The 25,968-nt window shown below is 63.4% G+C and carries 28 protein-coding genes and 1 pseudogene; 14 read left to right on the top strand and 15 right to left on the bottom strand.

Annotation, left to right across the window (positions count from 1 at the left end):
* Nucleotides 1-63: 63 nt before the first annotated feature.
* Complete coding sequence (locus tag ACSSVG_RS09670; protein ID WP_492418631.1) at nucleotides 64-564, top strand: hypothetical protein; 501 nt, start codon at nucleotides 64-66, stop codon at nucleotides 562-564.
* A gap of 5 nt (nucleotides 565-569) precedes the next feature.
* Here ACSSVG_RS09670 and pgm read toward each other — a convergent pair whose 3' ends face one another.
* Both pgm and ACSSVG_RS09660 read right to left on the bottom strand, forming a co-directional pair.
* Nucleotides 570-2,231 (bottom strand): phosphoglucomutase (alpha-D-glucose-1,6-bisphosphate-dependent), encoded by a 1,662-nt coding sequence (gene pgm / locus ACSSVG_RS09665; protein ID WP_492418629.1) that lies wholly within the window; start codon nucleotides 2,229-2,231, stop codon nucleotides 570-572.
* Between the two features lie 203 nt (nucleotides 2,232-2,434).
* The gene (locus tag ACSSVG_RS09660; RefSeq protein ID WP_492418627.1) at nucleotides 2,435-3,190 is read right to left on the bottom strand and encodes an SDR family NAD(P)-dependent oxidoreductase; all 756 of its coding nucleotides are present in this window, start codon (nucleotides 3,188-3,190) and stop codon (nucleotides 2,435-2,437) included.
* 219 nt (nucleotides 3,191-3,409) lie between these two features.
* Here ACSSVG_RS09660 and ACSSVG_RS09655 point away from each other — a divergent pair, with 219 nt between their 5' ends.
* On the top strand, nucleotides 3,410-4,111 hold the full coding sequence (locus ACSSVG_RS09655) for a DUF4190 domain-containing protein (protein WP_492418626.1): 702 nt from the start codon (nucleotides 3,410-3,412) through the stop codon (nucleotides 4,109-4,111).
* Between the two features lie 190 nt (nucleotides 4,112-4,301).
* On the opposite strand, the gene ACSSVG_RS09650 is transcribed toward ACSSVG_RS09655, so the two are convergent.
* The 3 genes from ACSSVG_RS09650 to ACSSVG_RS09640 are packed head-to-tail and all read right to left on the bottom strand — an operon-like array spanning nucleotide 4,302 to nucleotide 8,028.
* Nucleotides 4,302-5,801, bottom strand: a complete 1,500-nt coding sequence (locus ACSSVG_RS09650) for a peptide MFS transporter (protein ID WP_492418624.1) — start codon at nucleotides 5,799-5,801, stop codon at nucleotides 4,302-4,304.
* Nucleotides 5,802-5,855: 54 nt separating this feature from the next.
* A complete protein-coding gene (locus ACSSVG_RS09645) occupies nucleotides 5,856-7,292 on the bottom strand; it encodes an amidase (protein ID WP_492418623.1) in 1,437 nt (478 codons plus the stop codon).
* A complete protein-coding gene (locus tag ACSSVG_RS09640) occupies nucleotides 7,285-8,028 on the bottom strand; it encodes a Type 1 glutamine amidotransferase-like domain-containing protein (RefSeq protein WP_231341176.1) in 744 nt (247 codons plus the stop codon). Before ACSSVG_RS09640 ends, ACSSVG_RS09645 begins: the two co-directional genes overlap by 8 nt.
* 142 nt (nucleotides 8,029-8,170) lie before the next feature.
* Here ACSSVG_RS09640 and ACSSVG_RS09635 point away from each other — a divergent pair, with 142 nt between their 5' ends.
* From ACSSVG_RS09635 to ACSSVG_RS09625, 3 genes are all read left to right on the top strand, one after another.
* Complete coding sequence (locus ACSSVG_RS09635; protein ID WP_026540906.1) at nucleotides 8,171-8,497, top strand: rhodanese-like domain-containing protein; 327 nt, start codon at nucleotides 8,171-8,173, stop codon at nucleotides 8,495-8,497.
* Between the two features lie 30 nt (nucleotides 8,498-8,527).
* The gene (gene pheA / locus ACSSVG_RS09630) at nucleotides 8,528-9,460 is read left to right on the top strand and encodes a prephenate dehydratase (protein WP_492418620.1); all 933 of its coding nucleotides are present in this window, start codon (nucleotides 8,528-8,530) and stop codon (nucleotides 9,458-9,460) included.
* A gap of 105 nt (nucleotides 9,461-9,565) precedes the next feature.
* Nucleotides 9,566-9,796 carry a hypothetical protein gene (locus ACSSVG_RS09625; protein ID WP_231341174.1) on the top strand — a complete coding sequence of 77 codons (231 nt, stop codon included), beginning with the start codon at nucleotides 9,566-9,568 and terminating at the stop codon, nucleotides 9,794-9,796.
* Here the strand turns inward: ACSSVG_RS09625 and ACSSVG_RS09620 are convergent.
* Nucleotides 9,793-10,854: a diacylglycerol/lipid kinase family protein gene (locus tag ACSSVG_RS09620; RefSeq protein WP_231341173.1), complete on the bottom strand. Its 1,062-nt coding sequence runs from the start codon at nucleotides 10,852-10,854 to the stop codon at nucleotides 9,793-9,795. The genes ACSSVG_RS09625 and ACSSVG_RS09620 overlap by 4 nt on opposite strands.
* 112 nt (nucleotides 10,855-10,966) lie before the next feature.
* Between ACSSVG_RS09620 and serS the strand changes: the two genes are divergently transcribed.
* A complete protein-coding gene (gene serS / locus ACSSVG_RS09615) occupies nucleotides 10,967-12,247 on the top strand; it encodes a serine--tRNA ligase (RefSeq protein WP_492418618.1) in 1,281 nt (426 codons plus the stop codon).
* Here the strand turns inward: serS and ACSSVG_RS09610 are convergent.
* Complete coding sequence (locus ACSSVG_RS09610; protein WP_492418616.1) at nucleotides 12,244-12,981, bottom strand: class I SAM-dependent methyltransferase; 738 nt, start codon at nucleotides 12,979-12,981, stop codon at nucleotides 12,244-12,246. The two genes, serS and ACSSVG_RS09610, sit on opposite strands and share 4 nt — an antisense overlap.
* Nucleotides 12,982-13,157: 176 nt before the next feature.
* Between ACSSVG_RS09610 and helR the strand changes: the two genes are divergently transcribed.
* The 4 genes from helR (at nucleotide 13,158) to ACSSVG_RS09590 (ending at nucleotide 17,662) form a co-directional block, all read left to right on the top strand.
* Complete coding sequence (gene helR / locus ACSSVG_RS09605; RefSeq protein ID WP_492418614.1) at nucleotides 13,158-15,371, top strand: RNA polymerase recycling motor ATPase HelR; 2,214 nt, start codon at nucleotides 13,158-13,160, stop codon at nucleotides 15,369-15,371.
* Nucleotides 15,372-15,450: 79 nt separating this feature from the next.
* On the top strand, nucleotides 15,451-16,296 hold the full coding sequence (locus ACSSVG_RS09600; RefSeq protein WP_231341169.1) for an HAD family hydrolase: 846 nt from the start codon (nucleotides 15,451-15,453) through the stop codon (nucleotides 16,294-16,296).
* Between the two features lie 50 nt (nucleotides 16,297-16,346).
* Nucleotides 16,347-17,186 carry a DUF6597 domain-containing transcriptional factor gene (locus ACSSVG_RS09595; RefSeq protein WP_492418612.1) on the top strand — a complete coding sequence of 280 codons (840 nt, stop codon included), beginning with the start codon at nucleotides 16,347-16,349 and terminating at the stop codon, nucleotides 17,184-17,186.
* 80 nt (nucleotides 17,187-17,266) lie between these two features.
* Entirely contained in the window at nucleotides 17,267-17,662 is a 396-nt protein-coding gene (locus ACSSVG_RS09590; protein WP_231341167.1) for a DUF1761 domain-containing protein, read from the top strand.
* 4 nt (nucleotides 17,663-17,666) lie between these two features.
* Here the strand turns inward: ACSSVG_RS09590 and ACSSVG_RS09585 are convergent, their stop codons facing one another.
* Nucleotides 17,667-18,407 (bottom strand): GAF and ANTAR domain-containing protein, encoded by a 741-nt coding sequence (locus tag ACSSVG_RS09585; RefSeq protein ID WP_231341188.1) that lies wholly within the window; start codon nucleotides 18,405-18,407, stop codon nucleotides 17,667-17,669.
* Between the two features lie 137 nt (nucleotides 18,408-18,544).
* Here ACSSVG_RS09585 and ACSSVG_RS09580 point away from each other — a divergent pair, with 137 nt between their 5' ends.
* Nucleotides 18,545-19,141 (top strand): sigma-70 domain-containing protein, encoded by a 597-nt coding sequence (locus ACSSVG_RS09580; protein WP_492419174.1) that lies wholly within the window; start codon nucleotides 18,545-18,547, stop codon nucleotides 19,139-19,141.
* On the opposite strand, the gene ACSSVG_RS09575 is transcribed toward ACSSVG_RS09580, so the two are convergent.
* Nucleotides 19,088-20,170 carry an FUSC family protein gene (locus tag ACSSVG_RS09575; RefSeq protein ID WP_231341166.1) on the bottom strand — a complete coding sequence of 361 codons (1,083 nt, stop codon included), beginning with the start codon at nucleotides 20,168-20,170 and terminating at the stop codon, nucleotides 19,088-19,090. The two genes, ACSSVG_RS09580 and ACSSVG_RS09575, sit on opposite strands and share 54 nt — an antisense overlap.
* A 184-nt stretch (nucleotides 20,171-20,354) precedes the next feature.
* Here ACSSVG_RS09575 and ACSSVG_RS09570 point away from each other — a divergent pair, with 184 nt between their 5' ends.
* From ACSSVG_RS09570 to ACSSVG_RS09560, 3 genes and pseudogenes are all read left to right on the top strand, one after another.
* Nucleotides 20,355-20,696, top strand: coding sequence for a hypothetical protein (locus ACSSVG_RS09570; RefSeq protein WP_492418611.1), 342 nt, complete (start codon nucleotides 20,355-20,357; stop codon nucleotides 20,694-20,696).
* Nucleotides 20,672-21,084 (top strand): annotated as a pseudogene (locus ACSSVG_RS09565) (phage holin family protein). The gene ACSSVG_RS09570 and the pseudogene ACSSVG_RS09565 overlap by 25 nt, the downstream one beginning before the upstream one ends.
* A complete protein-coding gene (locus ACSSVG_RS09560; RefSeq protein WP_492418609.1) occupies nucleotides 21,081-21,656 on the top strand; it encodes a DUF3618 domain-containing protein in 576 nt (191 codons plus the stop codon). Before ACSSVG_RS09565 ends, ACSSVG_RS09560 begins: the two are co-directional and overlap by 4 nt.
* A 70-nt stretch (nucleotides 21,657-21,726) precedes the next feature.
* Here the strand turns inward: ACSSVG_RS09560 and ACSSVG_RS09555 are convergent, their stop codons facing one another.
* The 6 genes from ACSSVG_RS09555 to ACSSVG_RS09530 all read right to left on the bottom strand — a co-directional run bounded on the left by ACSSVG_RS09555 (nucleotide 21,727) and on the right by ACSSVG_RS09530 (nucleotide 25,966).
* Nucleotides 21,727-22,197: a DUF8821 family protein gene (locus ACSSVG_RS09555; protein WP_492418608.1), complete on the bottom strand. Its 471-nt coding sequence runs from the start codon at nucleotides 22,195-22,197 to the stop codon at nucleotides 21,727-21,729.
* 39 nt (nucleotides 22,198-22,236) lie between these two features.
* Complete coding sequence (locus ACSSVG_RS09550) at nucleotides 22,237-22,836, bottom strand: hypothetical protein (protein ID WP_231341161.1); 600 nt, start codon at nucleotides 22,834-22,836, stop codon at nucleotides 22,237-22,239.
* A 71-nt stretch (nucleotides 22,837-22,907) separates the two neighbouring features.
* Entirely contained in the window at nucleotides 22,908-23,558 is a 651-nt protein-coding gene (locus ACSSVG_RS09545; RefSeq protein WP_492418606.1) for a hypothetical protein, read from the bottom strand.
* Nucleotides 23,530-24,165, bottom strand: a complete 636-nt coding sequence (locus ACSSVG_RS09540) for a hypothetical protein (RefSeq protein WP_492418604.1) — start codon at nucleotides 24,163-24,165, stop codon at nucleotides 23,530-23,532. Before ACSSVG_RS09540 ends, ACSSVG_RS09545 begins: the two co-directional genes overlap by 29 nt.
* Nucleotides 24,166-24,212: 47 nt before the next feature.
* A complete protein-coding gene (locus tag ACSSVG_RS09535; RefSeq protein WP_492418602.1) occupies nucleotides 24,213-24,989 on the bottom strand; it encodes a hypothetical protein in 777 nt (258 codons plus the stop codon).
* Complete coding sequence (locus ACSSVG_RS09530; RefSeq protein ID WP_231341157.1) at nucleotides 24,986-25,966, bottom strand: hypothetical protein; 981 nt, start codon at nucleotides 25,964-25,966, stop codon at nucleotides 24,986-24,988. The genes ACSSVG_RS09535 and ACSSVG_RS09530 overlap by 4 nt, the downstream gene beginning before the upstream one ends.
* Between the last annotated feature and the right edge of the window lie 2 nt (nucleotides 25,967-25,968).

Raw genomic sequence — 25,968 nt, 5'->3', positions numbered from 1 at the left:
AGGATCCGGGAAATTGCCGCGGGAGGTGAGAGGGCGATGAAGCCGGGGTGGCAAACTATGCCTATGCGGAACCTCATCTGGGTGGCGTTCACGGAGCCCGTGCAGCCGGGGCTGGTTTTTCCGCGCAGCGACTGGCCGCTTCACATCACCCTGTTAAGGTTCGACGTCGGCACTGAGGTGAGTGCCGACGTCGCCGATGTCCTGGCGGACTTGGCGGCAGCGCCAGTCAAGGGAGCCCTCGGAACGAGGCTAACCGTGGGTGAAGAGGCGGGGTTTGGGCACATGGGGTCCATCCCGGTGAGCTTGATCCACCACAACCCGTTGCTGCAGGGACTGCACGAAGAGATGGTGGATGCCGTGACCAGCATCGGCGGGAGGATCGCTACGCCGAACTACATCCTTGACCACTATCGGCCGCACATCTCGCACCATGACGGCAGGCGCCCCAAGTCAGGAGACGTCGTCGTGCTTGACCACATAGCCCTGGTGGACATGGCGCCGGAGGGCGACCACACCATCCGGCGCATCCTCAAGCTCTGGACGCGGGACGCCCAGAGCCACTGAGGAACCTACGCGATGACTCCGTCCACCAGCGCCTTGGCCTCTTCCTGCACCTGCTTCAAGTGGTCCGCGCCCTTGAACGACTCGGCGTAGATCTTGTACACGTCCTCGGTGCCTGAGGGGCGGGCTGCGAACCAGGCATTCTCGGTGACAACCTTCAGGCCGCCGATCGAAGCGCCATTGCCCGGAGCCTCAGTGAGCTTGGCCGTGATCTCTTCGCCGGCCAAGGAGGTAGCGGTGACGTCGGCGGCGGAGAGCTTGCCCAATTTGGACTTCTGCTCGCGGGTGGCGGCAGCGTCGATGCGGGCGTAAACGGGTGCGCCGAACTGGTCAGTGAGTCCCTTGTAGAGCTGCGACGGAGACTGACCCGTAACGGCCGTGATCTCGGACGCCAGCAGCGCCAGCAGAATGCCGTCCTTGTCCGTGGTCCACACGCTGCCGTCCAGCTTGTTGAAGGAAGCGCCGGCAGATTCCTCGCCACCGAATGCGCCCTCGCCGGAGAGCAGGCCAGGGACGAACCACTTGAAGCCAACGGGAACCTCCACCAGCTTGCGGCCCAGACCGGCTGCGACGCGGTCGATGATCGAGGAAGATACCAGGGTCTTGCCAACCACGGACTCCGGGTTCCAGCCGCTGCGGTTCCGGTAAAGGTAGTCGATGGCGACGGCGAGGTAATGGTTCGGGTTCATCAGGCCGCCATCGGGTGTGACAATGCCATGCCGGTCGGCGTCGGCGTCGTTTCCCGTGGCGACGTCATAAGCAGTGGTGCCGTCGGCGCCCGCAGCCATCCGCTTGATCAGCGACGCCATGGCCGACGGCGACGAGCAATCCATGCGGATCTTCTCATCCCAGTCGAGCGTCATGAAGGCCCACTGCGGATCAACGGTGGGGTTCACAACCGTGAGGTTGAGCTGGTGGCGCTCGCCGATCTCGCCCCAGTAGTCAACGGAGGCACCACCCATGGGGTCGGCGCCGATGCGTACGCCGGCGTTGCGGATCGCGTCCAGGTTGAGAACGGAGGGGAGGTCGTCGACGTAGCTGCTGAGGAAGTCGAACTTGCCCGTTGTGTCGGCGGCGAGAGCATCGTTCAAGGGGATGCGCTTGACGCCACGGAGGCCGTTTTCGAGGAGCTGGTTGGCGCGGTCGGCGATCCAACCGGTGGCATCCGTATCGGCGGGTCCGCCGTGCGGAGGGTTGTACTTGAAGCCACCGTCGCCTGGCGGGTTGTGGCTGGGGGTGACCACAATGCCGTCGGCCTGGGGAGTGCCGGGCGCGGCTTCGCGGTTGTACTTGAGGATCGCGTGGCTCAATGCCGGTGTCGGGGTGTAGCCGTGGCGTGCGTCCACCAGGACAGTCACGCCGTTGGCAGCCAGCACCTCCAAAGCGGAGTTCTGCGCCGGCTCGCTGAGGGCGTGGGTATCGCGGCCAATAAACAGCGGCCCGGTGATGCCCTGGCGTCCGCGGTATTCAACGATTGCCTGCGTGATCGCAAGGATGTGCGGCTCGTTGAACGACGCTTTCAAGCTGGAGCCGCGGTGTCCCGACGTTCCAAACGCCACGCGCTGCGCGGGATCGCCCAAATCCGGAGCTACGTCGAAATACGCGTCCAGCAGGGCTGTGATGTCAACAAGGTCCTGGGGAAGGGCAACTGTGCCCGCTCGGCTAGCCATGGGGTCCAGCATGCCAGACCACACGGCCCGCTGACAGGAAATGTCCGGGATCTGGCCCCTGTGACGCTGGAAGGCGGAAGGGCACGGCATGAACAGGCAGGTTTCACGTCACGTTCAGGAACAGGTGCTAGTGAAAAAGAGCGCTCCGCCCCGGTTGTCGAAAACCGGGTCGGAGCGAAATTCAATAGCAAGGGTGCCAAAGGCTAGACGGCGGTGTACCCGCCATCGACCAGCACATACGAGCCGGTCATGAAGCTGGCTTTGTCGGAGAGGAGGAACGTAGTGACGTTGGCGATCTCCTCCGCCTTGCCCAGCCGGCCCAGCGAGTGCTTGGCCTCAAGCCCGTTAATCACTTCTTTCGGTGCAGCTGACAGCAGGGGAGTATCGATGTAGCCGGGTCCAATCGCGTTGACGCGGAGACCCTGCACGCCGTATTCGGCCGCTGCGTTCTTGGTCAGGCCCACCACGCCGTGCTTGGCAGCTGTATAGGCGGCGTTGCCGGGGGCGGCGACAGCTCCATGGATTGAGGCCATGTTCACAATGGCACCTTCGGAAGCGCCGGCGGCAAGGATGGCCGGGATCTGATAGCGCATTCCATAGAGGACGCCGCTCAAGTTGATGGCGATGACCCGGTCCCAGTCCTCGATGTCGACGTCGCCCACAGGTGCGCTGGCCCCGCCGATGCCCGCGTTGTTCACGGCGTAGTTGAGGGCGCCATAGGTCTCCACGGCGAAGTCGACGGCCTTCTTGCTGTCCTCGGCCACAGCCGTGTTGCCTTGGAACGCAACTGCCGTGCCGCCGTCGGCCGTGATCTGATCGGCCACGCGCGTGGCGGCGTCGAGGTTGACGTCCGCAACCACGACGTTGACGCCGTTCTTTGCGAGGTCCTTGCTGATCGCTTCCCCGAGTCCTGAGCCACCGCCGGTGACGAGCGCGGTCTTGCCTTCGAAGTTACCCATGATTCCTCCTTCGCGGGACGGATCCCGCAGATTTCTGTGGTGAGCGCTGTTTAAGTCGCTGTTGACGTAAACCGAGTCAGACTCGGAAAAATTCCATGCTTATGCATGAATCTTTCCGGATGGGCCCTTGTGCCCATGTCTTCAGCCCTGCGCTACCTTCTGTGGCACCGCGGACGGCGGTAGTGTTGGGATCAAAGACCAAATTCAGGGGGATTTTCCATGTCAGATCAGCCAGCCAAGGGCAACGAAGACAAGCCGGCGGGTTACGAACCGCCGCAGTACGTCCCGCCCGCACAGTTCAGCGCACCCGAACCGGCCGCGCAGAGTGCCCCTGAGCCCGGGGCGCCCGAGCCCGGCGCCCCCGTGCCGCCGCCATTCGAGCAGGGTGCCAACCCAACGCAGCCGCTCCCGTCCTATGAGCAGAGCGCGCACGGGCAGGACGCTTACACGCACAACGCCCAGGGCCAGAGCGACTTCTACACCCAGCCTCAGCCGCCCGGCAGCCAGAGTGCGTACACCCCGGGCGACTACAGCCAGCAGCCGCCGTCGCCGTACGGACAGCCGCCCAGCCCGTACCAACAGCAGCAGGCATTCGGTCAGCAGCCCTATGGGCAGCAGCCGTACGGCCAGCCCAGCCCCTACGGACAGCCCGCGTACTACGCCATGCAGGCCGAGCCCAAGGGCCTGAGCATCGCCAGCATGTGCTGCGGTATCGCCATCTTTGTTGGCTTCGGGTTCTTCATCCTTCCGCAGATCGCCGCCGTGATTCTGGGCCACCTCGCCCTCAAGCGTGAACCTGCGGGCAGGGGCATGGCAATCGCCGGACTCGTGATGGGATACATCGGCGTGGCGCTGACGGTGATCTTCGGCATTATCTTCTTCGCGGCCATTGGGGCCTCGTCCACGAGGTTGAACTACTAAGCAAACACGCACGACGGCGACCCTTGCGTCAGGTGGGAATCCCACCGAACGCAAGGGTCGCCGTCGTTGATAAGGCCCATCGGCGCGACCCAAACCCGCGGCCGACACAGAAACGGACCAGCGCCACCTGAATATAGGCAACGCTGGTCCGTTTGCGTGGCGTCAGGCGCTGTGCGCCGCGTCAGCCGAGCTAGCGAACGCCACCCATCAACTTCTTGATCGCCGGCGAAGCAGCTGCAAGGCCAACGGCAAGGACCATTGCCACGCCGCCGATGCCCAGGAAGTACGGGAGCTCGTCGTCGGGGTTGTACAGGCCAGCCAGGATGCCCGCCAAGGTCGTACCGAGCGAGACCGACAGGAAGAACAGTGCCACCATCTGCGTGTGGAACGCCTGCGGGGCGAGCTTGGTGCTCACGGACAGGCCGATGGGGGACAAGAACAGCTCCGCCAGGGTGAACATGAACAGGATGCCCACCAGTGCCAGCAGCGGGGTCTTGCCGTCGCCGGCCAGCGGGATGAACGCCAGGAATGCCAGGCCCATGATGAAGAGGCCGGCCGAGAACTTCAGCGGCGAACTGGGCTGCTTGGAGCCGAGCTTGGTCCAGAGGGCAGCCATGACGCCGGCGAAAATGATGATGAACACCGGGTTGATGGACTGGACCCAGGCGGCCGGCATTTCCCAGCCGAACAGGTTACGGTCCAGTTTCTCCTGCGAGTAGACAGCGATGAACGTGAACTGCTGCTGGAACAGCGCCCAGAAAGCAGCCGATGCGATGTACAGCGGGATGAACGCGACCACGCGCTTACGCTCCACACTGGTGACCAGGGGGCTGCGGAAGATCAGGAACAGGTAGATCACCGAGGCCGCGATGGCGGCGTACGCCATGCTGCGGGCCAGGTTGTTTGCGTTGACGAAGCCCGTGCCGAGCAGGACGCCGATGACAATCAGGATGCCCAGGAAGATCAGGCCGTAACGGGTGCGGTCCTTCGCGGGGAGCGGGTTCGGCACGCGGTGTGCTTCCTCGGGGAGCCGTTTGCGGCCCAGCGAGTAGATGACCAGGCCGATCGCCATGCCCACGGCCGCGGCGCCGAAGCCGATGTGGAAGCCGTAGCTCGTCTGCAGGAAACCGGTGACCAGTGGACCGATGAGCCCACCGATGTTGATGCCCATGTAGAAGATGGAGAAGCCGGCGTCGCGGCGCTCGTCCTTCTCGCCGTACAAGGTTCCCACCAGGGCGGTGGCGTTGGCTTTCAGGCCACCGGAACCGATGCCCACCAGTACCAGGCCGGCGATCAAGCCCGGAATTCCGGGAAGAAGCGCCAGCGCTATGTGGCCGGCCATGATCATGATGGCCGAGCCGAACAGGACCTTTTCGGAGCCGAAGAGACGGTCGGCGAGCCAGGCGCCGAGGATCGTCGACAGGTAAACGCCACCACCGTATGCACCCACCAAACCAGCGGCGAGGCCCTGGTCAATGGAAAGACCGCCCTGCTCAGCGGTGAAGTACATGTAGTAGAGCAGAATTCCCTGCATGCCGTAGAAGGAGAATCGCTCCCACATTTCCACGGAGAAGAGGCTGGCCAACATCTTTGGATGGCCGAAGAATGACGTATCGCCCGCTGGCTTTGCGGACTCAGCCGTGGTTTGAGGTGTGCTCATTTTCTCAATGCTGGCACTGACTGCGGGCATTGTCACATCGATATATGCCCGGGGCAACCACTTTCCATATGTTAGACGCCCCTGTTACCTGGCCTCGAGGGCGGCTGCGAGCTGGAGAAGCAACAGCTCAGATCCCATGCGGCCAATGAGCTGAATTCCCATCGGCAGGCCAGCGGCAGTTGCGTGCACAGGAACGCTGATCGCCGGAAGCCCGCACACGTTCACCATGGATGACCACGGCGCGTATTCGCACTGCCGCTTGTAGTCCTCGTCAGCGTCGCCGGCCCACTCACTCGGCCACGGCTCGCCGCTGTGTCCGCCGCCCGTGAACCAGCCGATGGGACGAGGTGTCTGCGCGAGCGTTGGCATGAGGATGACATCCCATTCCGCGTATTGCGCGATGGTGTCGTGCTCGAATTGCCGCAGGAATCCGAGTGCCTCATTCACCTTGAAAGCGCTCCGCTGTTGCGCCCGACGGCGGAATGTCCGGGTCAGCGGGGTCAGCAGTGCTTCGCGCTGGGGTGCTATCCGGGCACTCCCGACGCCGGCAGTCCAGGCTGCTGTGAACGCTTCGGGATAGCGGTTGTCGTACCGGATTTCGGCTTCGCCAACGCTGTGGCCGGCGTTTCCCAGGAGCTTGGTCCCCAGCGTGAGGGCGTCCATGGCTTCTTGCTCGATCCCAAACGGATAGGCACCTGCCCACGGGCTGTCCAGGCTCACGCCGATCCTGAGGGGCTCCGGCGCCCGGCCAACATTGGCGAGATATCCGCCGTCGGGCGCTTCATCCCGGGGGACCAGCGCGTCCAACACCAGCGCAGCGTCCGCGGCTGTTCGCGCCAGCGGTCCGGCGACCACCAACTTGGCAGTGTCCCCGGCGCTTGCACCTGACGGCACCACGCCCCGGCCCGGCTTCAACCCGACCAGTCCGCAGGCGCCGGCGGGAATCCGAATGGACCCGCCTCCGTCTGTTCCGGGCGCGAATGGAACCAGGCCAGCTGCCACGGCTGCCGCTGTGCCGCCTGACGAACCGCCGGAGCTTCGCCCCAAGGAATGGGGATTGCGCGACGGCGGTGCGATGCGGTTCTCGCTGTACGCGGTCAGCCCAAACTCCGGAACCTGGGTTTTGCCCAGCGAGATGACGCCTTGACCCTTCAGGGTTGCTGCGAGGGCGCCGTCCTCGGGCGCGGGTTTATGCTCCAGGGCAGCGCTGCCGTGGGTTGTCGGTACCCCGGCGACGTCGGTGAGGTCCTTGAATGCGGTGGGCATGCCGTGAAGCAGGGGCAGCTCATCGCGGCGGCCCTCGCGGACCACGATGGCGTGCCGTCGATCCGCCGCGGCGGCGTCCCTGAGAGCCTGTTCTGCTGTGACTGTGACAAAGGCACCCAGTTGCTTGTTCCGGGATTCGATTGCCGAGAGGAAGTGGGTGGTGGCCTCCCGGGCGGACAGGTCGCCCGAAGCCAGGGCATCGCGGAGTTCAACAGCGGTCAGTCGTGAAAGGGCCTGCAGCGAAGGATCAACCAAGGAAACGCGACTCCAACCGTTCCTCCACAGCAACGGCATCCACACTTTCGCCGGCACCGGCGGTGACCCGGAAGGCTGCCTTGTTCTTCACTTCGGACACCACCTCCACAAGTTCCGTTCCCTGGTAAACCAGCCCCACGCCGTCGTCCGTGCAGTGCGTTTCGCCGAGCGTGCCGTTGGCCACCAATTTGTGGATGGCAGGAGCGCGGCGGGGTTCGGAGTCATAGTGGACACCGCTGGCGTAGGGAAGGAAGCCGAGGGCGTTGGTGACGGGCCTGAGCTCCGGGCCGAACGAATCGGTGACGCCGCCCTGGTACCAACAGATGGATCCTGCTGAGACGCCAGCCAGCACCACGCCGCCTTCCCACGCTTTCCGGAGGATCCGGTCCAGTCCGTGGGCACGCCAAACGGCCAGCAAGTTCACCACTGAACCGCCGTTGACCCACACCACGTCCTGTTCCAGGAGATGGGCTTCCGGGTCCTCGATATTGGGCATGGGGAAGAGGGTGAGGTGGCTGAAATCGAACCCCGCAATACGTGCGGCCTGATCCATTTCCGCGGCCCACCAACGCTGATCCCCGGATGCCGTCCCGATGTGTGTCACGCGTGGCGGGCGGCCGCTCACCCCGGAGAGCTCCACGGCATAGTGCATCAAGTGGTTGAACTCTATCCGGGTGCGTTCGCCTGGTTTGTAGCCACCGGATGTCGCCAGAATGGTGGGTTGCCCAGCAGCCATGGAGTACTCCTAACGGGCCAATGTTCGGGGAGGGCTTGGGTCCCAGTCTTAGCGTCCGGACCTCGTGACGCAAGCGACGTTCTGGCCGCACGCCGCTGCGACTAGGCTGGATGCTGGACTAATCGAATGGGAAGGGACCGCAATGAGCGACTTCGATACCGTGCCTGTGGGCGATATTCCGGCTGACGCCAGCATTCTGGACGTCCGCGAAGACTACGAGTGGGTGGCAGGGCACGCTGAAGGTGCACGCCACATCCCCCTGGACCAGCTGCCGGCACGACTGGACGAGCTCGATCCCGACGACGACCTCTTCGTCATCTGCCGCACCGGTGGCCGTTCCTTCCGCGCTGTCCAGTGGCTGGTGGGCCAGGGGTATTCGGCGGTGAACGTGGCCGGGGGCATGGATATGTGGTTCGAGGCAGGCAAGCCGATGGTGTCCGACAACGGTCTCAAGCCGGTAGTCCTCTAAACCGCGCATATAACCAGCAAGGAATATTCGATGTCAGCGCTCACCTACACGTTCCTTGGCCCCGAGGGCACCTTCACCGAGGCCGCCCTCATGCAGGTACCAGGTGCTGCTGACGCCATGAGAATTCCCTGTACCAACGTGAATACGGCACTGGAACGTGTACGTGAAGGCCAAGCTGATGCTGCCATGGTTCCCATCGAGAACTCGGTGGAGGGCGGAGTTACGGCCACGCTGGATGCGATCGCCACAGGCCAGGAGCTCCGGATCATCCGTGAGGCCCTTGTTCCCATCACCTTCGTGCTCGTGGCGAGGCCCGGCGTCGAACTTTCCGACATCAAAAGGATCTCGACGCACGGCCACGCGTGGGCGCAATGCCGGCTCTGGGTGGACGAGCACCTTCCGAACGCTGACTACGTTCCCGGATCCTCGACGGCCGCTTCCGCCATGGGGCTGCTGGAGGAGGATGCTCCTTACGAAGCGGCCATTTGTGCGCCGCTGATCGCTTCCGAGCAACCCGGCCTCAACATCCTGGGCCAGAACATTGGCGACAACCCGGATGCGGTCACACGGTTCATCCTGGTGAGCCGGCCCGGACCCTTGCCGGAGCGCACAGGTGCTGACAAGACCACCGTGGTTGTGCCGCTGCCGGAGGATCACCCGGGCGCCCTCATGGAGATCCTGGACCAGTTCGCCTCCCGCGGAGTGAACCTGAGCCGCATCGAATCACGCCCCACTGGTCAGTACCTGGGCCACTATTTCTTCAGCATCGACGCCGATGGACACGCCACCGATTCACGGGTGGCCGATGCCCTTGCCGGCCTCCACCGGATCAGCCCGGCAACCCGGTTCCTGGGCTCCTACGCACGGGCTGACCAGCAGCCGGCCGTGGTCGCTCCGCATACGTCAGACGCGGCTTTTGCCTCGGCACACGCGTGGGTTGATTCGATTCTGAAGGGCTCCTAGCCGCAGTCCACAGGGCATGCCATTCCCCTTTCGCACTGATGCTTCTGTGCGTATGCTTGCCTGATCCATAAACGATGGATGAATAGCAAACGAAAGGGATGGGTCATGACTGTCCACAGCGATGACAAAGACGGCCAGGGCATGATCGTCAATCCCAAGCCGTCAATCGATAACAAAGATGACTGGGACGGCGACGATGCTGATCGGGCGGATCGTCTGCGTTTTGAAGAAGAGCAAGCCATGATCAAGGAGCAGTCCGAGGCCCGGGCTGCCGCCAAGGCCGCGGCTGAAGAGGCCGAAAGAAACACAGCCCAACCCGAAAAGGGCGCTGTCTAAACGGTCTTGGCTTTCGGCACGCGCACCAGCAAGGAACCTGGTGCCACTTGGACGGTGACTGTTGTCGCTTCGCCCGAGGGGTCGCCGTCGAGCTGTGTCGCCATCGGTTCCTGACTGCGGATGGTGACTTTCCCGGAACGGTAGAAGCTCATCATCGGCAGGTTCGCGTTGTGCTTGAACAGGACCTTTGTGTACATGGCCAGCCAGCCGAAGGCGCTGCGCGGGCTCATCACCACGATGTCCAGCATGCCGTCGTCGATCATGGCCTGCGGGATGAAGTCGATACCGCCGGGGATCAATCCACAGTTGGCAAACAGCACGCTGCGGATTTTGCGCGCCTGTTCGGGCTGGTCATCCATGGTGATGGTGACCCGTTTTCGGCGCCCAGGCAGGTGGCGGACGCCGGCCTCGGTATAGGCGAGCCAGCCGACGCTCTTTTTGAGGTTGTCCTTGGTGTCGCCAACAACCTCGGCATCCAAGCCCATGCCGGCGATCACCAGGAAGGTATGTTCTGCGGACTCGCCGGTAATTTCGTTGTCGATCCCCATGGTGGCGGTATCGATGAAGCGCTGATGGCCGAACAGGGCGGTCTGGATGCAGCCAGCGAGGTCCGTGACGTCCAGGTCCACGTTTCGTGCCAGCAGGTTTCCGGTGCCCAAAGGGATGAGGCCCATGGCCACGTTCTTATGCGCCAGTGACTCAGCCACCACGCGCACGGTCCCGTCGCCACCGCACGCCAGAACGACGTCGGCTCCGTAGGCCAGCGCCTGGCGCGACTGCCCGTAACCGGGGTCCTCGGGGGTGGTTTCAAAGAATTTGGGGGCGTCCCATCCGGCGAGGTCACAGGCGTCGGTAATGGCCTGACGGGCTACGGCGGCGTTGTTTTTCACGGGGTTAAGGATGACTGCAACGCGTTGGTCCCCGGGGCCGGGCTTGTGGGCGTCCTCCCGAACCGCGCTCCTGGTGTGCCGGGCTTTCAATCGGCGCACACCCCACCAACTGGAGACGGCAAACGCCACGCCCCCAGCGAGAATCACGTACAGGATCCAGTCGCTCATGGTGCTCCAACACTATCCTCCTGGGCACTCCTCTCTTTGCCTCGCCCCCGGGACGGCCGGCCTTTGCCCACTACGGACCGGTAATCCGTGGCGGATTCGATACTCTTGTCTGGTGATCGACGTAAAAGACCTCAGCGAAAATCCGGACAAGTTCCGTGCCAGCCAGCGCGCCCGTGGCGCCGACGAGTCCGTTGTGGACGCGATCATCTCCGCTGACTCCGATCGCCGTGCCGCGCTGATCCGCCATGAAACCCTCCGCGCAGAGCAGAACGCTTTCGGCAAGAAGGTGGCGCAGGCCAAGGGCGAGGAGAAGCAGGCTCTTTTGGCCGAGGTCAAGGAACTGGCCAACTCGGTCAAGGCCGCAGCCGCTGAAGCCTCTGTCGCTCAAGCGAAGCAGGAGGAACTGCTCCGCGTCATCCCCAACCTCGTCGTGGACGGTGTCCCGGAGGGCGGCGAGGACGACTTCGTGGTGGTCAAGACCGTGGGTACCCCCCGCGAATTCAAGGATTTTGAGCCGAAAGACCACCTGGAAATCGGTGAACTGATCGGCGCCATCGACATGGAGCGCGGTGCCAAGGTTTCCGGCTCGCGCTTCTACTTCCTTCGCGGCGTTGGTGCCCGCTTGGAGATGGCACTGCTGCAGATGGCCATGGAGCAGGCCATCGATGCCGGTTTCGTCCCGATGATTACCCCCACTTTGGTGCGTCCCGAGACCATGCAGGGCACCGGTTTCGACGTAAAGCACGACGCCGAGATCTACCGCCTCGCGGAAGACGACCTTTACCTTGTGGGAACCTCGGAGGTGGCCCTCGCCGGCTACCACGCAGATGAGATCCTGGATCTCTCCGCAGGCCCCATCCGATACGCCGGCCAGAGCTCCTGCTACCGCCGCGAGGCCGGTTCGCACGGCAAGGACACCCGCGGCATCATCCGCGTGCACCAGTTCAACAAGGTGGAGATGTTCATCTACACCACCGTTGAAGAGGCCGCTGCAGAACACGAGCGACTGCTGGCTTGGGAAGAGGAAATGCTGGCCAAGTGCGAGCTGCCCTACCGCGTGATCGACACCGCAGCAGGAGACCTCGGCATGTCCGCGGCCCGCAAGTTCGACTGCGAAGCCTGGGTCCCCACGCAGAACGCCTACCGCGAGCTCACCTCGACGTCCAACTGCACCACGTTCCAGGCGCGCCGCCTCAACATCCGCGAGCGTGCGGTCAATGAGGAAGGCGTTGCCAAGGGAACCCGCGCTGTTGCAACACTGAATGGCACCCTGGCCACCACACGCTGGATCGTTGCCATTCTTGAACACCACCAGAACCCGGACGGCTCCGTCAACGTTCCCAAGGCGCTGCAGAAGTACCTTGGCGGACTTGAGGTTTTGCCGGTTCTCTAGCGGGGCTTGCGGGCAAGCGCGATCAGTTCGCCTTGCCCGCTGCCCACGTCCTCGCCGGCCCAGCCACCGAGAATGTGCTCCACCTCGAAGCCCGCGAGGCCCAGGTCTTGGCGCAGCTGGTCCTCGCTGCGGAACGCCAGGACCGACGACTCTGTTTCATCGATGCTTCCGTCAAGGAGCCGGTGCTCGGTTAGCGCAACAAGCCCGCCGGGCAGCAGGACACTCTCCATCCACGTTTCCAAGGCGGAGCCATCGGGGAGCGTGTGCGTGCGTCGCGTCGTCGGCGGATTCCAGCCTTCCCATGCCTTGGCCGCCGGGTCGCGGGTATCGAACGCCAAACGCCCGCCGGGTGCCAGCGCGCGGTGAACGTCGGCCAGCGTTCGCGACCAGTCGCCGTCGTCGTTGATTGCCTGGGCCACGTGCGCCGTCATGATCGCGACGTCAAAGGTCCCTTCAGGGATTTGCGTTGACGTACCTTCGATCCACGTCACGTGGTCGGCGCCGCGCTTCCCACGAGCGGCCGCAAGGGAGTGGGGGTTTGGGTCGATGCCAACAACGGCATGACCATCCGCAGCAACCGCAAGGGTCATCCTGCCCGTGCCGCAGCCCAGATCCAACACCCGGCTGTTCGACCGCTCATTCACGAACGCCAGGAAGAAGTCGTCATCCGCGGCCCACATGTTCTCTGCGTCGTAGAGGGCTGACAGCCGGGCACCGGTCATTCGGGAAGACATCCGACTACCCTACAGTTCCGGGGTTGCCTTTCGGCGGGCATTTGCGCACAAAAAAAGAAGGGAATGATCCCTTCCATATTCAATTTATAACGCACATGGGGGCTTGCGGCAAGGCCCCCCTGATGCCGAACAATTGATCCACGAACCCCACAACAAACGGAAAAGGGAGTCGTGGAATGCCCGAAATCAGCCCCTTGAAATCCAGTGCATTTGCCCTGCCGGAACAGCGTGCACGTAAGGCCGATCCGCAGCTGATAGGCAGCGACGAGCGGCAATTCGAAGCCATCGCCAAGAACCTGTCGGAATCCATTGCGGACTTGTCGGGCCGCCTCGACCTCACGCGAAAGCAGCCAGGGGGTCGTGGCCAAGCTGCCTTGGACCGTGACCAGGAGATTCATCGGATCACCGCGAGGCTTAGGGCCCTGCGGCGCTTCGGTCTGGACCTTTGCTTGGGCCGTATGGTGAGCGCGGACAGTCCGGATCCTGTGTACGTTGGCCGGCTGGGACTCAATGACAGCCAAGGGCACAGGCTCCTGATCGACTGGCGCTCGCCTGCTGCCGAGCCGTTCTTTGGTGCAACCCACGCCAATCCGATGGGCTTGGTGAGCCGGCGCCGGTACCGCTGGACACAGGGCCGGATCAGTGACTATTGGGACGAAGTGTTCACCGCTGACGGGCTGCAGGGAAATGCGGCCCTTGATGACCAGTCTGCCTTCATCGCCAGCCTGGGAAGCACCCGCTCACCACGGATGCGCGACGTTTTGGGCACCATCCAGGCGGACCAGGACCAGATCATTCGCGCGGGCTCGCGCGGGGCTTTAGTGCTCGACGGCGGTCCAGGTACCGGAAAGACTGTGGTTGCGTTGCACCGGACGGCTTATCTGCTCTATTCGGATCCCCGACTCAGCCACCGCGGCAGCCATCGAAAGAGTGATGTTCTGTTTGTTGGCCCCCACCAGCCCTACCTCGCCTACGTTGCCGATGTTCTTCCCAGCCTGGGTGAGGAGGGTGTGCAGACCTGCACGTTACGGGATCTGGTCCCCGAAGGTGCCACGGCCGCCGTCGAAAGCGATCCGGAGGTGGTTCGCCTCAAGTCGTCCGTGGACATGGTCACGGCGGTGGAGCGCGCGGTGAAGTTCTACGAGGAGCCGCCGGCCAAGGGTATGGAGGTCGAGACCCCCTACGCCGACGTCTGGCTCAGCGCCGAGGACTGGGCCGAGGCTTTTGATGCCGCAGAACCAGGGACCCCGCACAATGAAGCGCGTGATGATGTGTGGGAGGCGCTGCTGGAAATCCTCATGGATAAGCTGGCCGGGCACGATCTTCCGGAGAGTTTGCTCCGCAGGGCGTTCACCCATAACGCTGGGCTGCACACGAATTTCAACCGTGCGTGGCCGCTGCTCGACTACAAAGGGTTGGTGGCCGAGCTGTGGCGGGTGCCGGCGTACCTGCGCCTGTGCGCACCATGGCTGCAGCCTGATGAAAGAACCACGCTGCAGCGTGAATTCCCCGACGCGTGGACGGTCGAGGACCTGCCACTCCTGGACGCAGCCCGGCAACGGCTCGGTGACCCTGAAGCCGCGCGGCGAAGGCGAAGCCAGGAGGCAACACTCGCCGCTGAACGGGAGCTCATGGATCGGGTGGTGGATGACCTGATTGCAGCGGACGACTCCGAGAACATGGAGATGTACATGCTGCGCGGCGATGACATGCGGGACAAACTGGTGGACCTGGACGCCTTGCCCACCCCGGATCCGGATGTCCTCGCAGGACCGTTCGCGCACATTGTGGTGGATGAGGCACAGGAACTGACGGACGCGGAGTGGCGCATGTTGCTGCTTCGCTGCCCGTCACGAAGCTTCACGGTGGTGGGGGACCGTGCCCAGGCCAGGCACGGCTTCACTGAGTCGTGGGAAGAACGCCTGGAACGCGTGGGCCTGGGCAACGTGACGTTGGCCAGCCTGAGCATCAACTACCGCACGCCTGAGGAGGTCATGGCGGAAGCGGAGCCGGTCATCAGGGCAGCCCTCCCGGACGCCAACGTTCCCACCTCGGTCCGCAGCAGTGGCCTCCCCGTGGTCCATGGAAAAACGCAGGAGCTCAGCTCCTTCCTGGAAACCTGGCTCGCCGAAAACCCGGAGGGCACGGCTTGTGTCATCAGCCGGCGGGACGACGTAGCACCCAAAGCGACATTGAACCGCGTCAGCTGGCTCACCCCTGAATTATGCAAGGGCCTGGAGTTCGACCTCGTGGTCCTGCTGGACCCGGAGGAATTCGGGGATGGCCACGAAGGCGCCGGCGTAGAGGGCGCCGTGGACCGGTATGTCGCCATGACCCGGGCCACCCAGCAGCTTGTGATTCTCCGGAGCGGCGGGCAAGCATCCACATGACCACTGTTCATCGTCCGTTAATCCCCCGCTGTGGCGCCGGTCCTAGTTCAGTGTCGGAGGTGTCTGCTCTACTGTAAGCATGACTATTTTGACTGATACTCCAGTTGCTGGCATCGATGACCAGCCAAATAACAACAACAACCTCATGGTCGCCTTGGACGTTGACGGCACGCTCGTTGACCACGATGGCCACATGTCACCGGGCGTTCGCTCCGCTGCCCAGGCTGTGGTTGCCAGCGGACACGACGTCATGATCGCTACCGGCCGTTCGCTCAATGCGACGCTCCCGATCATCGAGCAGATCGGCCTTGAACGAGGCTACGCCGTTTGCTGCAATGGCGGCGTGACACTTCGACTGGATCCTTCGCTGGACAAGGGTTACGAGATCATCCACAAGGCCACCTTCGATCCCGCGCCAGCTCTGAGGGCCCTGCGCGAGCGGCTGCCCAATGCCAAGTACGCGCTGGAGGACGAGGACGGAAACTTCCTCTCCACCGAGCGCTTCCAGGACGCCAGCTTTGGCGTGGAGTCCATCGGCGTCGATTTCCAGACCATGCTGGATGCTACGGCGGTACGCGTGGTGGTCTTCAGCAGCGAGAACACCTCTGACGAATTCAACGAGGCCATTAAGCACATCGGGCTTTCCGGCGTGACCTACTCGGTGGGCTGGACGGCATGGCTGGACATTGCCGCTGAGGGAGTCACCAAGGCCAGCGCCCTGGAGGCACTGCGGCGGAAACTGGGTACTGACCAAGCCAACACAGTAGCCGTGGGTGATGGGCGCAACGACATTGAGATGCTCACCTGGGCGGGTCGCGGTGTCGCCATGGGTCAGGCTCCGGACGAGGTACTCGCCGTTGCGGATGAGGTCACTGCGTCAGTGCTCGACGACGGCGCGGCGCAGGTGTTGCGCAGCCTGCTGTAACTGTCGCGGGCCCCGGCGGGATTTGTCGCGGAGCTACCTAGACTGGGGCTGTGTTCTACGAAGAGTGTCCCGCGCCGCCGGGTTTGCAGCCGTTCGTCACCTCCCTTTGGTTTGTCCGCGCCCAGCCTCAGGCCCGGTACGAGAAAATCCTCCCCGGGCCGGAATCGCACCTGATTCTCAACCTCTCGGAGCCGTACCGTCTGATCAGGCCGTCCGGAAACGCCAGCGAACCCACGGCAACGGAAGTTGCCACAGGTTTCTATGCCGGCCTGCAGCGCAGCTACGTCATCAGCGAGAACCCGGATCAGCTCTTCAACGTTGGTGCCCGCCTGACTCCCTACGGCCTTGCGGCGTTCACCAGCCAACCGCCGTCGGGGTTTCAGAACCGCGTGGTGGATGCCGAGGTCATCTTCCCGGGCTTTACGGACCTGCGCTCGCATCTTGGGGAGGCCGAGCCCGGGCAAGCATTCGCGGCCCTGGCAGGGTTCATGCAGCAACAGATCAGGCCCGGCTACCGAGCGGACCCGAGAACCGTGCAGGCTGTCGAAACCCTCGCCAAGGAAGACGTGGAGATCAGCGTCCTTGCGGCAGGGTTGGGGGTCAGCTCCTCCACCTTGGAGCGGGTCATGATGCGGGACTGCGGGACCACCGCCAAGGCCTACTCGGACGTGTGCAGATTCAACCGGATCGTCAACCAGGCGGCAGCGCTGCCCCAAGGCTCGGTGCCGGGCCGTGAACTTCTGCACCTGGCCGATTACTACGATCAGCCGCACCTGATCCGGGCCTTTAGGCGCTTCAGCGGCTTTACGCCCACCGAGTACCTTGAGGTGGTGCGGAGTTACGGCGCTGAATACGCCACTTTTGTTCCGCTGGAGGAAGTCTCCCGATAACGTGCGGGTTTTATACAAGCCCCCTCACCTTCCCGGGCGTACTGTGCATTCAGGAACTGCACACCTTGGAGAGGACCCCCATGGAGATTCAGATCAATTGGCTTGCGGTGCTGTTGGCTGCCTTGGCGACATTCGTGGTGGGTGGGCTCTGGTATTCGTTGCTCTTCGCCAAGCCGTGGCAGAAAGCCGCCGGCGTGAGCGATGAGCAGTTGAAGTCCGGAACTGCGCGGGTCTTTGTGGGTTCATTCATCCTCGCCGTGGTGATGGCCGTCTTCCTGGCGGCGTTCATTGGCCGTGGCGGCTTCGCGTTCGGGACCTTTGCAGGGCTGGCTGCCGGTTTGGGATGGGTGGCCACGGCGCTTGGCGTGAACTATCTGTTCGAGCGCCGCAGCTTGACGCTGTTTGCCATCAATGGCAGCTACAACGTGGTCACTTTCACGGCCATGGGCGCCATCATCGGTGCCATGCAGGGGTAGCGACCTACTTGAAGACAGTCTGGATCGGCCCTCCGCCGGCCGACTCAACGATGGCCTGCGCCACCACCCGCAGTTTGACGTTGCGGTTGCTGGAGGCCCTTTTAATAAGCTCGATGGCCTCCACCTGGGTGCACCGGTTCTGGGCGATGATGATGCCTGTGGCTACGTCGATCACCGTCCTGGACTCCATGGCAGCCCGCAGATTGGCGGCTGTTTGGCTGTGCTGTGCGATCAGGACTGCCAGCTGAAGACCCTTGGACGCCTGCTCCACGTAGTCGTTGGCGCGCTGCACGGCTGCTTGGTCAAAGGCGTTGGGACGATCTGAGTACAGATTGAGGCCGGCCATCGAGGCGTTGTCCGGGAGCGGGAAAGGAACCGCCAACACGGAACGGAGCCCATGGCCTGTGATGGCCTCGTTGTAGTCCGGCCACGTGTTGTCTTTCTCAAAGTCGGGGATGTGGACCTGGGTGCCTTCGCGGCAAGCATGGAGGCAAGGACCGTCCGGGTAAGCGTACTGGACCTCGTCCAATTGCCGTGCACGTTCGCTGCTGCTCGCCACGGTGCCGGCTGTGCGGTGGCGCATCAGTGTGATCCCGCAGTAAACCTCTGCGTCAGGGCTGCTGAACATGGTTGCCGAGTGGCGGGCCAGCTCTTCAAGAAACGCTTCGACATCCGGAGTGCTGAGCAACAGATCCTGAATATCGGACAGCACCGTAGTCGGCTCTGCGAGCTGTGGGTCTTCCATGGAGATCTCCGATCCGGTGGACATGGCTACCTTGTGAGCCTAACCCGGTTGTATGCCAATAGTAAGTATGCTTTCCTTTTGGTGGAGTCTATGACGAGTCAAAGGGCGCAAGCTTCCCTGCTTACGCGGCGCCCACTATCGCAGGGGAGGTCAAGAGATACCTTCGTGATCACTGCTGGGTAGTACGCCCGCCGCGGACCATCCAGGACCTTAGGCGCCAAGTGCTGGCGCGGACCGAAGAGCTGACGCAGACTCTCCAGAGGACTCCGACGCCGGACGAAGTTGCGGCAGACCTGCGTCTGGATCCCGGTCAGGTTCGTGAAGCCCTGATGGCTGGTACCAGCAAGCGGCCCGACTCCCTGGATGCCCCGGCATCCGAGGGGCGTGAAGGCCTTCAGGGCACCCTTTCGGCCCTGGGGTGCCCGACTGACCGGATTGAGGATGTGTTGGCACTGCGAAATGCCATGCGGGAATTGAGCGCAGAGGACAGGCACCTGCTCTATCGGCGTTACTACCGCGAGGAAACGCAGTCCACCATCGCTGGAGCTCTCGGGATGTCCCAAATGCAGGTCTCACGCAGCTCTCGAGAATCCTCGGGGACCTCCAGGCCCGGTTGCTGGACGGAATGGGTGCCGGAGGGGCCGGGATTCCTCCCCGGCGCTCGAACCTCGGTGACGGCATTAGTCCACGGACAAGACAACCGTAAGGATCCGGCGCAGGCTCATGGCCACTGACGCCGGTGCGTTGACAGGGGACTGATTTGCAGCGGCCTCGGCCACGGCATCGCTGAGGGCGGTGATGCCGTCCTTGGCCTCCGCCAAGCGGCTGGCCAATTCGCCGGATTCCGCATCCCGCCAGTGGTCAATGACGGCCGCAACGGCATTCAGGGACTCGGCCAGATTGCCCACCACGGCATCGGGGACGACTGTCCCGGCGCCTTCCTCCCAGATGGCGCTCGCAAGGACGTCGGTGATGTCCTGGACATGGAACGTGAGCCGTTCAAGCGTCCGCAGTTCAGCCAAATCGCCCGGAAGGCGGGTGGCTCGACGGCGGGACCTGGGGTTCGCTTTGGCGCTCAGCTCAGCTTGGTGCACCGCAGTCCGCACGGCTGCGGCAGTGAGGGACAGCTCGTCGCTGCGGGTGGCCCATGCCTCATGGTTGGGCGGCCATGACTCCTGCATTGCCTTGGCCATGTCCTTGAGCTGGCGGGACAATGCGCCTTGGTGGCCGGCGATTGCGGGGTCGATGTCGTCGAGGTGCAAAGGCGGGAAAACCAGCCAGTTCACGGCGAAGCCTACGGCAACGCCCAGGGCCATCTGGAGGACGTACGCAAAGGAGAAGCCTTCGGCATTTGAGTCTCCCAACACCAGCACGAACAGGGCTGCCATGGGAATCCATTCGGACGCAGTGCCCAGCCGGGGAAGACCGCCGATCAGAACGCCTAGTCCCACCACCAAAGCGACAGCGAGGGCCGTTGGAGCTGCCACGGTGGTGATGGCAAAAGCCATGCCGATGCCCAGGACCAATCCGGCCAGGCTTTGCAGCCCATGCTTGGCGGAGTCCGCCACGGTGGGGTGCATGCTGACCAAGGCGCCCAGCGGGGCGTAGTACGGATAGGCGGCCGCGGACCCGGGCATGAAGGGTGCGAGGTACCAGGCGAGTCCGGCTGCAACGGCTGTTTTGGCCGCGAAGAGGAGTCGGTGGCGTGTGACGGTTTTTCGAAGCGCGGGGATCAGCCGCCGCCTGCTTGGCAGTTGGCTCATCAAGCCAACGTTCGCAGGTATGTCGTCACCTGTCGAGCCGAAAGTGTTGAACGTGAGCGAAGCATCAATTTCCTCTGTGGTTGTGATTGGAACCGCCGCAAGCGGGTACACAACCATTGATAGTAACGATACTTACTATCCCGGCTGCTGTCCGCAGCCTGCCAACTGTGGAAAGAGAGCGACAATGGCTGAGAGCCAATCTCCGCAGGACGGAAGCTTCGCAGCGCCAAGGGGTGGGGCCCACGCCGGGACCCAGCCCTTCACCGGAAGCTACCTGGACTCGCCGGACGTTGAAACTGGTCACGTGGCCCACGAGGTCAAGGTGAACGCCCGCCAGCTGCTCACTCAAACCAAAGGCGAGCTGTCCGAGCAAGCCCAAGCCCAGCAGCAAAGGGTTGCCGAGGGTATGCGGTCAATCTCTGATGAGCTGTCCACCATGGCCAATTCAACGGAGGACGGCGGCGTCGCAACGGACTTGGTCCAGCAGGCAGTCACGCCAATCTGCCACCCACAGAGGCCCATGTGAAGGCGGAAACCCTTCCCCTCGGCGAGCTGTTGGGCGACCTGACGCGGGACGTTTCAACGTTGATGCGCCAGGAAGTGGAGCTGGCCAAGGTCGAACTCAAGGAGTCTGCCACCAAAGCAGGCAAAGGCGCGGGAATGCTGGGCGGAGCGGCCTGTGCGGGCCACATCACCGTGCTGTTCCTGTCCATCGCCCTTGTTGGGCCTTGGGCCAGCTTGTTGGCCCTGGGTGGTCCGCCGTCATAGTTGGGGTCATCTGGGGAATCATCGCTGCGGTCCTGGCCACGCTGGGCCGCAAGGAACTGAACACCATCAAGGGCATGCCCCGGACCGCCCAGACGGTCAAGGAAATACCCCCGGCTTTGAAACCGAACATTGAGGAGTCACGATGACGCAGAACCCCGACGCCCTGCGCGCCGACATCGAAGAAACACGCCGGCGGCTGAGCACCAACGTTGATGCGGTAGCTGACAGGGTCACGCCGTCGCACATCGTCAACCGCCGTGTGGACAAGGTCAAGACTGCAGTCTTCGGCGCTCGCGATGACGTGCAGGACAGGGCCGGCGACGCCGCGCACCAAGCACATGATGCCGTTTCCGGGGTTGTTTCCGACATTGGCGACGCACCGCAGGCAATCACCCGCAAGGCACAAGGCAGCCCGATCGCAGCTGGCCTGATCGCGTTCGGAGCGGGCTTGTTGGTGGCCTCCCTGTTCCCGGCCTCAGAGAAGGAACGCGAAGCTGCCCAAGCAATTAAGGACGCTGCCCAGCCGCTGACCGATGAGCTGAGCCACGCTGCCCAGGAAGTTGCCGAGCACCTGCGCGAGCCCGCGCAGGATGCGATGCAGAACGTCAAAGACAGCGCCACGGACGCCGCAGCCAACGTCAAGGACGAGGGCCAGGCAGCAGCCGCCGACGTCCAGGACCGCGCGCAGACGGCCAGGGACAACGTCAGCAACCAGTAGAGTGTCCCGCTGACCCAGCTGAGTCGCAGCAGATGCCCTTCTGAGCCCCTAAAACGGCATTAAATGCGACTCAGTTGGGCGGGTACTCGCCCTTGATCAGGAAGAAGGAGCCGCGGATAACCCCGGCCAGCTTGGATTTCTGTCGGGCAAACTTGAACTTGGCTTCCAACTCGGCCGGGATGTCCATCCCCTCGGCCAACTTCAGACCAACGGCCCGCTTCCCGTCGTCGAGGCTGTACATCACGTTGATCGACAGCCCTGATTCGTAGAACACGTAAGCCATGTGCAGGTCTTCGACCTGGAAGGCGGTGGCTTGCAGCGGACGGGACTCAATGACGATGTCGCGCTCTTCCCGAAGGATCCGGCTTACGCGCTCCACCACCGCGGGGACTTCCTCCGCAGGGCTTACCGTGAAGATGTGCTTGTATTTGGTCCAGAAATAGCGGGCTTCGTTGGCGCGCAATCCTGCGGCGGTCTCCGCCACGGGGGACGATTCCAAACCGACGGTCGAAACTGCCTCGAAGTCAACGGTGTACGGCATAAGCCCTCCTGGTGGGGTGCGGTCAGGCACGGAAATGATTCAGCGTACTTCGAGGATCAGCTGCAGGAGGCGCGCTGCGGCCGGACGGGCGGCGTGTTCTTCCGCCCACTGAGCCCGTGCCAGCGCCTTGCTGACGGCTTGGGTGGTGATGCCGAGCTCCTGCGCCACCGTCTTTTGCTGGCCCCGGACCCCGGGTGTGAGCAGGTCAAGGACCCGCCATTCCGCCGCGCTGCGGTGTTGGACAATGTGTCCCAGGAGCCGCAGTACAGCCTCGGCTTCCGAGGCCAACGCGGACAACGGCCCGTCCACGGCGACGGGGATCCGCTCTTTGCCGTTGCGCAGCCTGTCGACGGCCCGGCGCGCGTACACTAAGCCGTGGCCCGAGGCATCCTTGACCAGGTTGGGCAGCGGCTCATTGATGGGTCCCACGCCGATTCCCACGTACCACTGGCTGGACCTGAGGGCGATCAACGCAGTCTCCACGGCCTGGTGGCCGGACTCTACGATTCCCTGCACCTCATCCTCAACGGAGCGGTCAAAGTCGAGCCGGGCAGGAATATGCCGCAGGTCCTTGAGCAGCTGCGGCACAAGATCGCCGTCGCGGCGACTGTCGCGTTGGTTGATGGTGAGAGTGAACATAGTGGATCACATGCTACCGGCTGGTAGACGGTCTGCAAGGGCCAAATTTGCCCTTTGCCGGGCAAAGCTTGTCAGTCGAGCGTCATTCGCCCGGTCAGTACGACGGCGGGCAGCGCACCTGCCGCTGCCTGCGCGGCGCCCGGTGTTCCGGCGTCGTTCATGGCCCCGTGGATGGCTGTGACCAAAGGGGCGGGATCCTGGTTTGACGCGAATATCCAGAAAGTGTCGCGGGCCTGGAAAACCACTGCGTTACTGCCTCCGGCACCCAAGGAAACTTTTCGACGTGCCACCAGCCGGCGCTCGGGATCGGTGCCGTCGGCAGTGGTCACGGCTTTGAGGGTCCCGGGGACAATCTCGGCCCAGGGGATTACCAAACGGGTGTGTTTCTGCGAGTACTTGGCCACGATTCCGCCATCGAGGACCAAGAGTTTCCGGAAGCTGCCCAGGAAGGTCATTGCCCACAGTACGAGGCCTGTCAGCAGGCTGGTGATCACAAAGAAAGCGGGATCGTTGAAGTGTCCGGCTTCCCTGGTGGAACGGATGGGGCTGACAAACTCTGCAATGGCCCCGAAGGCGAAGCCGATTAGCAAGCAGGGGGCCAGGACGTTCCAATAGATGCGCCGGGAAAATGCTACATAGCGGAGCTGCCCCAGCTGGGGACCCAACTCGCGCTCAACGCGGCGAACCAGCCAATTACGGCCGCGCATCCGGACGCCGGCCATAGAGGTTGGGTAGGTCCTGACGCTCCCCGGCCGCGGCGTTTTCAGCTGCCACAACTTTGGGATCGGGAACCGGCTGCTGGCCGCGGGCAATGCCTGAACGACGATCAATGGCAGCAAACTTCGGGTCCCAAGTGTCGCCGCCCCCACCGCTGAGCGCTGAGGCGATGACCATCACCACGAAGAACGGGAAGAAGGACCAGCAGATGGCGCGCCATCCGCCCAACCAGGCTCCCGCCGTCGTGCCGTCCTTGATCCGCACGGAGCGCATGCCCGCGGCCGCGTCTCCAACGCTGCCGGCGGTGCCCCAGATCATGCCGTAGACCAACAGGCCCGCAAACCACAGGACAATGTAGAGGGTCAGCCAGAAACCGTCGTTGTATCCCAGCAGGGATCCGTTGGTCATCATCGACTCACGCACCACTGCGGCGATCGCAGCCAGGATGACGTAGCCCGCCAGGAACACCACTGCATCCAATACGCGGCCCCAGAAGTGGGCGGTTCCGGATGCCTTGACGAAGTACGCGCCGGTGTCGGTGTGGCGGCGAACAGCGCGTCCGGTGACTGGATCGACCAAGCCGGTGGAGGTTGTGGATTTAGGAGTGCTCATGAGTGGCTTTCAGCTCGACGGCGATGGGGGGGCTTTGCGAGCGGACGTCAGCTCAGTCCGGCCAACCCGCCCAGGATCCGGGCCAAGGAAGCTGCGGAGGTTTCCTGGAGCTCAAACGACACGGAATCGCCGGCTACCTGAGGCGTCAGCACGCTAACGCCGGACGGGCCGGTGTACACGGTGACCGTCGGGAATTCATCGGTGTCGGAGTTGAAAGCCACCACGTTGCTGGCGGCCTGGGTGTCGGCAAGTGCTGTGGCGGCGTGTGCCTCGAATTGGGCCTCTGTGTAGAGTGCGGGGTCGGTGTCCTTGGCGGCAGCCTTCTCAGGATCTACGAAGTCGGCCAGGCGGGGAACCAGCTGATCCCGGGTGACCACGGTGAAGCCGTGCAGGCCACCTTCGTCCACTTCCTCCAAAAGGACACCGTCGTCGTGGACGTAGCCGTAGAGCCAGCGCTTGCCAGTGGAGACTGTGCGTTCCACGGAAACAACGCTGCTTCCGCTGCGGCGCAGGGTGAGCGCACCGGTTATTTCTTCGGTGGCGTGCAGACGGGAAGGTTCGGTTTCACCCTCGAAAACCACCGGATACACCAGCTCTTTGGCGAGTAGTCCGCGCAAGGCGACGGCGCACATCAGTTCCTTGCTTCCGTCCTGGGCCGAAAGCCAAGGCAGGGCCACCAACTGTTCGTGCTGGACGCCGTCCAGCGCCACCACTTCTTCATCAGTCAGCGTGGGCAGCGCGGCCCCTGTTGCGCTGGCTGATGCCAGGACCTTGGCCGCGGCCTCGATGTCCCGCTGGGTCCATTTCATGGTGCTGGTGGTCATCCGAATATCCCTCCGACAAAGTTTCCGACTGACTTGGCGGCGTCACTGACCCCGTCTGCCACCTTACTGCCTACGTCCTTGGCGAAGCCCGCCACCTCCTTGGCGCCATCGGCGATGTAGCTGCCCGGGTTGCGGGCGAAGTTGCTGATGGAGTCCCAGTTATCGGCCACGAGGTTGCCCAAGGCCCAAGCCCCGGCAACCAGTCCGGCGCCGATGACGATCGGCGCCCCAATGGGTCCAAGCAGCGCGGCGCCACCGGCTGTCATGAGCATGATGCTGCCCACGCCACCCACCACGGACAACCCACCGGCAACGCGGTCGCCGGTGCCGCGCCAGCCGTCGTGCTCGGGGTTGATCATGTCGCTGATGCCACCAACAATGTTCAAAGGAGCGGCCACGGCTCCGGCAATGCGCAGTCCCTTGGAGAATTTGCTGGCATCCTGGAACGCCTGGCTGTAGGGGATATTGGCCTTGAGGTCTGTGATGACGTCGGTGACCTTCTCGCCGTTGCGGAGCGCGGTCAGGGCATCGCGGACCACGGTGCCGCCGGCGCGCCAGTTGGTGAGCACCTCACGGGTCTTGACCCATTCCGCATGGCCGAGCTTGCCGTACTTGTAAGCGGTCCATAGCTGGGCGCCGAGTTCCTTGACGCCCATTCCGGTGTCGTAGACGTCCTTCAGGACGCCCACCGACGTCCCCGAGCCGTCATTGTGGCTGGCGAACTCCTGCTGGTTGGCGTGCTTCTTCAGTTGGCTCGCGTTTTCGCGCAACATGTTGGCGGCCTTCACCAGGCTTTGCCGGTGCTGTGAATTCCAATCGCCCTTGAACACAGTGGCGTCCCTGCCCTGCCACGCCGTCGTCGAATTAATGGCGTTGGACAGCTGCGAGCTCTCCAGATTGATGGCATCGGCAGCCTTGCCCATCACGCCGGCCAGACTGCGAAGCTGCGCGATGTCTGCGCCGTAGAACCCAGCCATGT

It is taken from the genome of Paenarthrobacter sp. E2MeOHC11 (genome assembly GCF_058744955.1).
The sequence above is the reverse complement of the archived record's forward strand: the minus strand, read 5'-3'. Positions and strand labels throughout refer to the sequence as shown.

Coding starts and splice junctions, on each gene's coding strand:
- ACSSVG_RS09670 (WP_492418631.1), top strand. CDS start 64: ATGCGGAACCTCATCTGGGTGGCGTTCACGGAGCCCGTGCAGCCGGGG.
- pgm (WP_492418629.1), bottom strand. CDS start 2,231: ATGGCTAGCCGAGCGGGCACAGTTGCCCTTCCCCAGGACCTTGTTGAC.
- ACSSVG_RS09660 (WP_492418627.1), bottom strand. CDS start 3,190: ATGGGTAACTTCGAAGGCAAGACCGCGCTCGTCACCGGCGGTGGCTCA.
- ACSSVG_RS09655 (WP_492418626.1), top strand. CDS start 3,410: ATGTCAGATCAGCCAGCCAAGGGCAACGAAGACAAGCCGGCGGGTTAC.
- ACSSVG_RS09650 (WP_492418624.1), bottom strand. CDS start 5,801: ATGCCCGCAGTCAGTGCCAGCATTGAGAAAATGAGCACACCTCAAACC.
- ACSSVG_RS09640 (WP_231341176.1), bottom strand. CDS start 8,028: ATGGCTGCTGGGCAACCCACCATTCTGGCGACATCCGGTGGCTACAAA.
- ACSSVG_RS09635 (WP_026540906.1), top strand. CDS start 8,171: ATGAGCGACTTCGATACCGTGCCTGTGGGCGATATTCCGGCTGACGCC.
- pheA (WP_492418620.1), top strand. CDS start 8,528: ATGTCAGCGCTCACCTACACGTTCCTTGGCCCCGAGGGCACCTTCACC.
- ACSSVG_RS09625 (WP_231341174.1), top strand. CDS start 9,566: ATGACTGTCCACAGCGATGACAAAGACGGCCAGGGCATGATCGTCAAT.
- ACSSVG_RS09620 (WP_231341173.1), bottom strand. CDS start 10,854: ATGAGCGACTGGATCCTGTACGTGATTCTCGCTGGGGGCGTGGCGTTT.
- ACSSVG_RS09610 (WP_492418616.1), bottom strand. CDS start 12,981: ATGTCTTCCCGAATGACCGGTGCCCGGCTGTCAGCCCTCTACGACGCA.
- helR (WP_492418614.1), top strand. CDS start 13,158: ATGCCCGAAATCAGCCCCTTGAAATCCAGTGCATTTGCCCTGCCGGAA.
- ACSSVG_RS09600 (WP_231341169.1), top strand. CDS start 15,451: ATGACTATTTTGACTGATACTCCAGTTGCTGGCATCGATGACCAGCCA.
- ACSSVG_RS09590 (WP_231341167.1), top strand. CDS start 17,267: ATGGAGATTCAGATCAATTGGCTTGCGGTGCTGTTGGCTGCCTTGGCG.
- ACSSVG_RS09585 (WP_231341188.1), bottom strand. CDS start 18,407: ATGGAAGACCCACAGCTCGCAGAGCCGACTACGGTGCTGTCCGATATT.
- ACSSVG_RS09575 (WP_231341166.1), bottom strand. CDS start 20,170: ATGAGCCAACTGCCAAGCAGGCGGCGGCTGATCCCCGCGCTTCGAAAA.
- ACSSVG_RS09570 (WP_492418611.1), top strand. CDS start 20,355: ATGGCTGAGAGCCAATCTCCGCAGGACGGAAGCTTCGCAGCGCCAAGG.
- ACSSVG_RS09560 (WP_492418609.1), top strand. CDS start 21,081: ATGACGCAGAACCCCGACGCCCTGCGCGCCGACATCGAAGAAACACGC.
- ACSSVG_RS09555 (WP_492418608.1), bottom strand. CDS start 22,197: ATGCCGTACACCGTTGACTTCGAGGCAGTTTCGACCGTCGGTTTGGAA.
- ACSSVG_RS09550 (WP_231341161.1), bottom strand. CDS start 22,836: ATGTTCACTCTCACCATCAACCAACGCGACAGTCGCCGCGACGGCGAT.
- ACSSVG_RS09545 (WP_492418606.1), bottom strand. CDS start 23,558: ATGGCCGGCGTCCGGATGCGCGGCCGTAATTGGCTGGTTCGCCGCGTT.
- ACSSVG_RS09540 (WP_492418604.1), bottom strand. CDS start 24,165: ATGAGCACTCCTAAATCCACAACCTCCACCGGCTTGGTCGATCCAGTC.
- ACSSVG_RS09535 (WP_492418602.1), bottom strand. CDS start 24,989: ATGACCACCAGCACCATGAAATGGACCCAGCGGGACATCGAGGCCGCG.
- ACSSVG_RS09530 (WP_231341157.1), bottom strand. CDS start 25,966: ATGGCTGGGTTCTACGGCGCAGACATCGCGCAGCTTCGCAGTCTGGCC.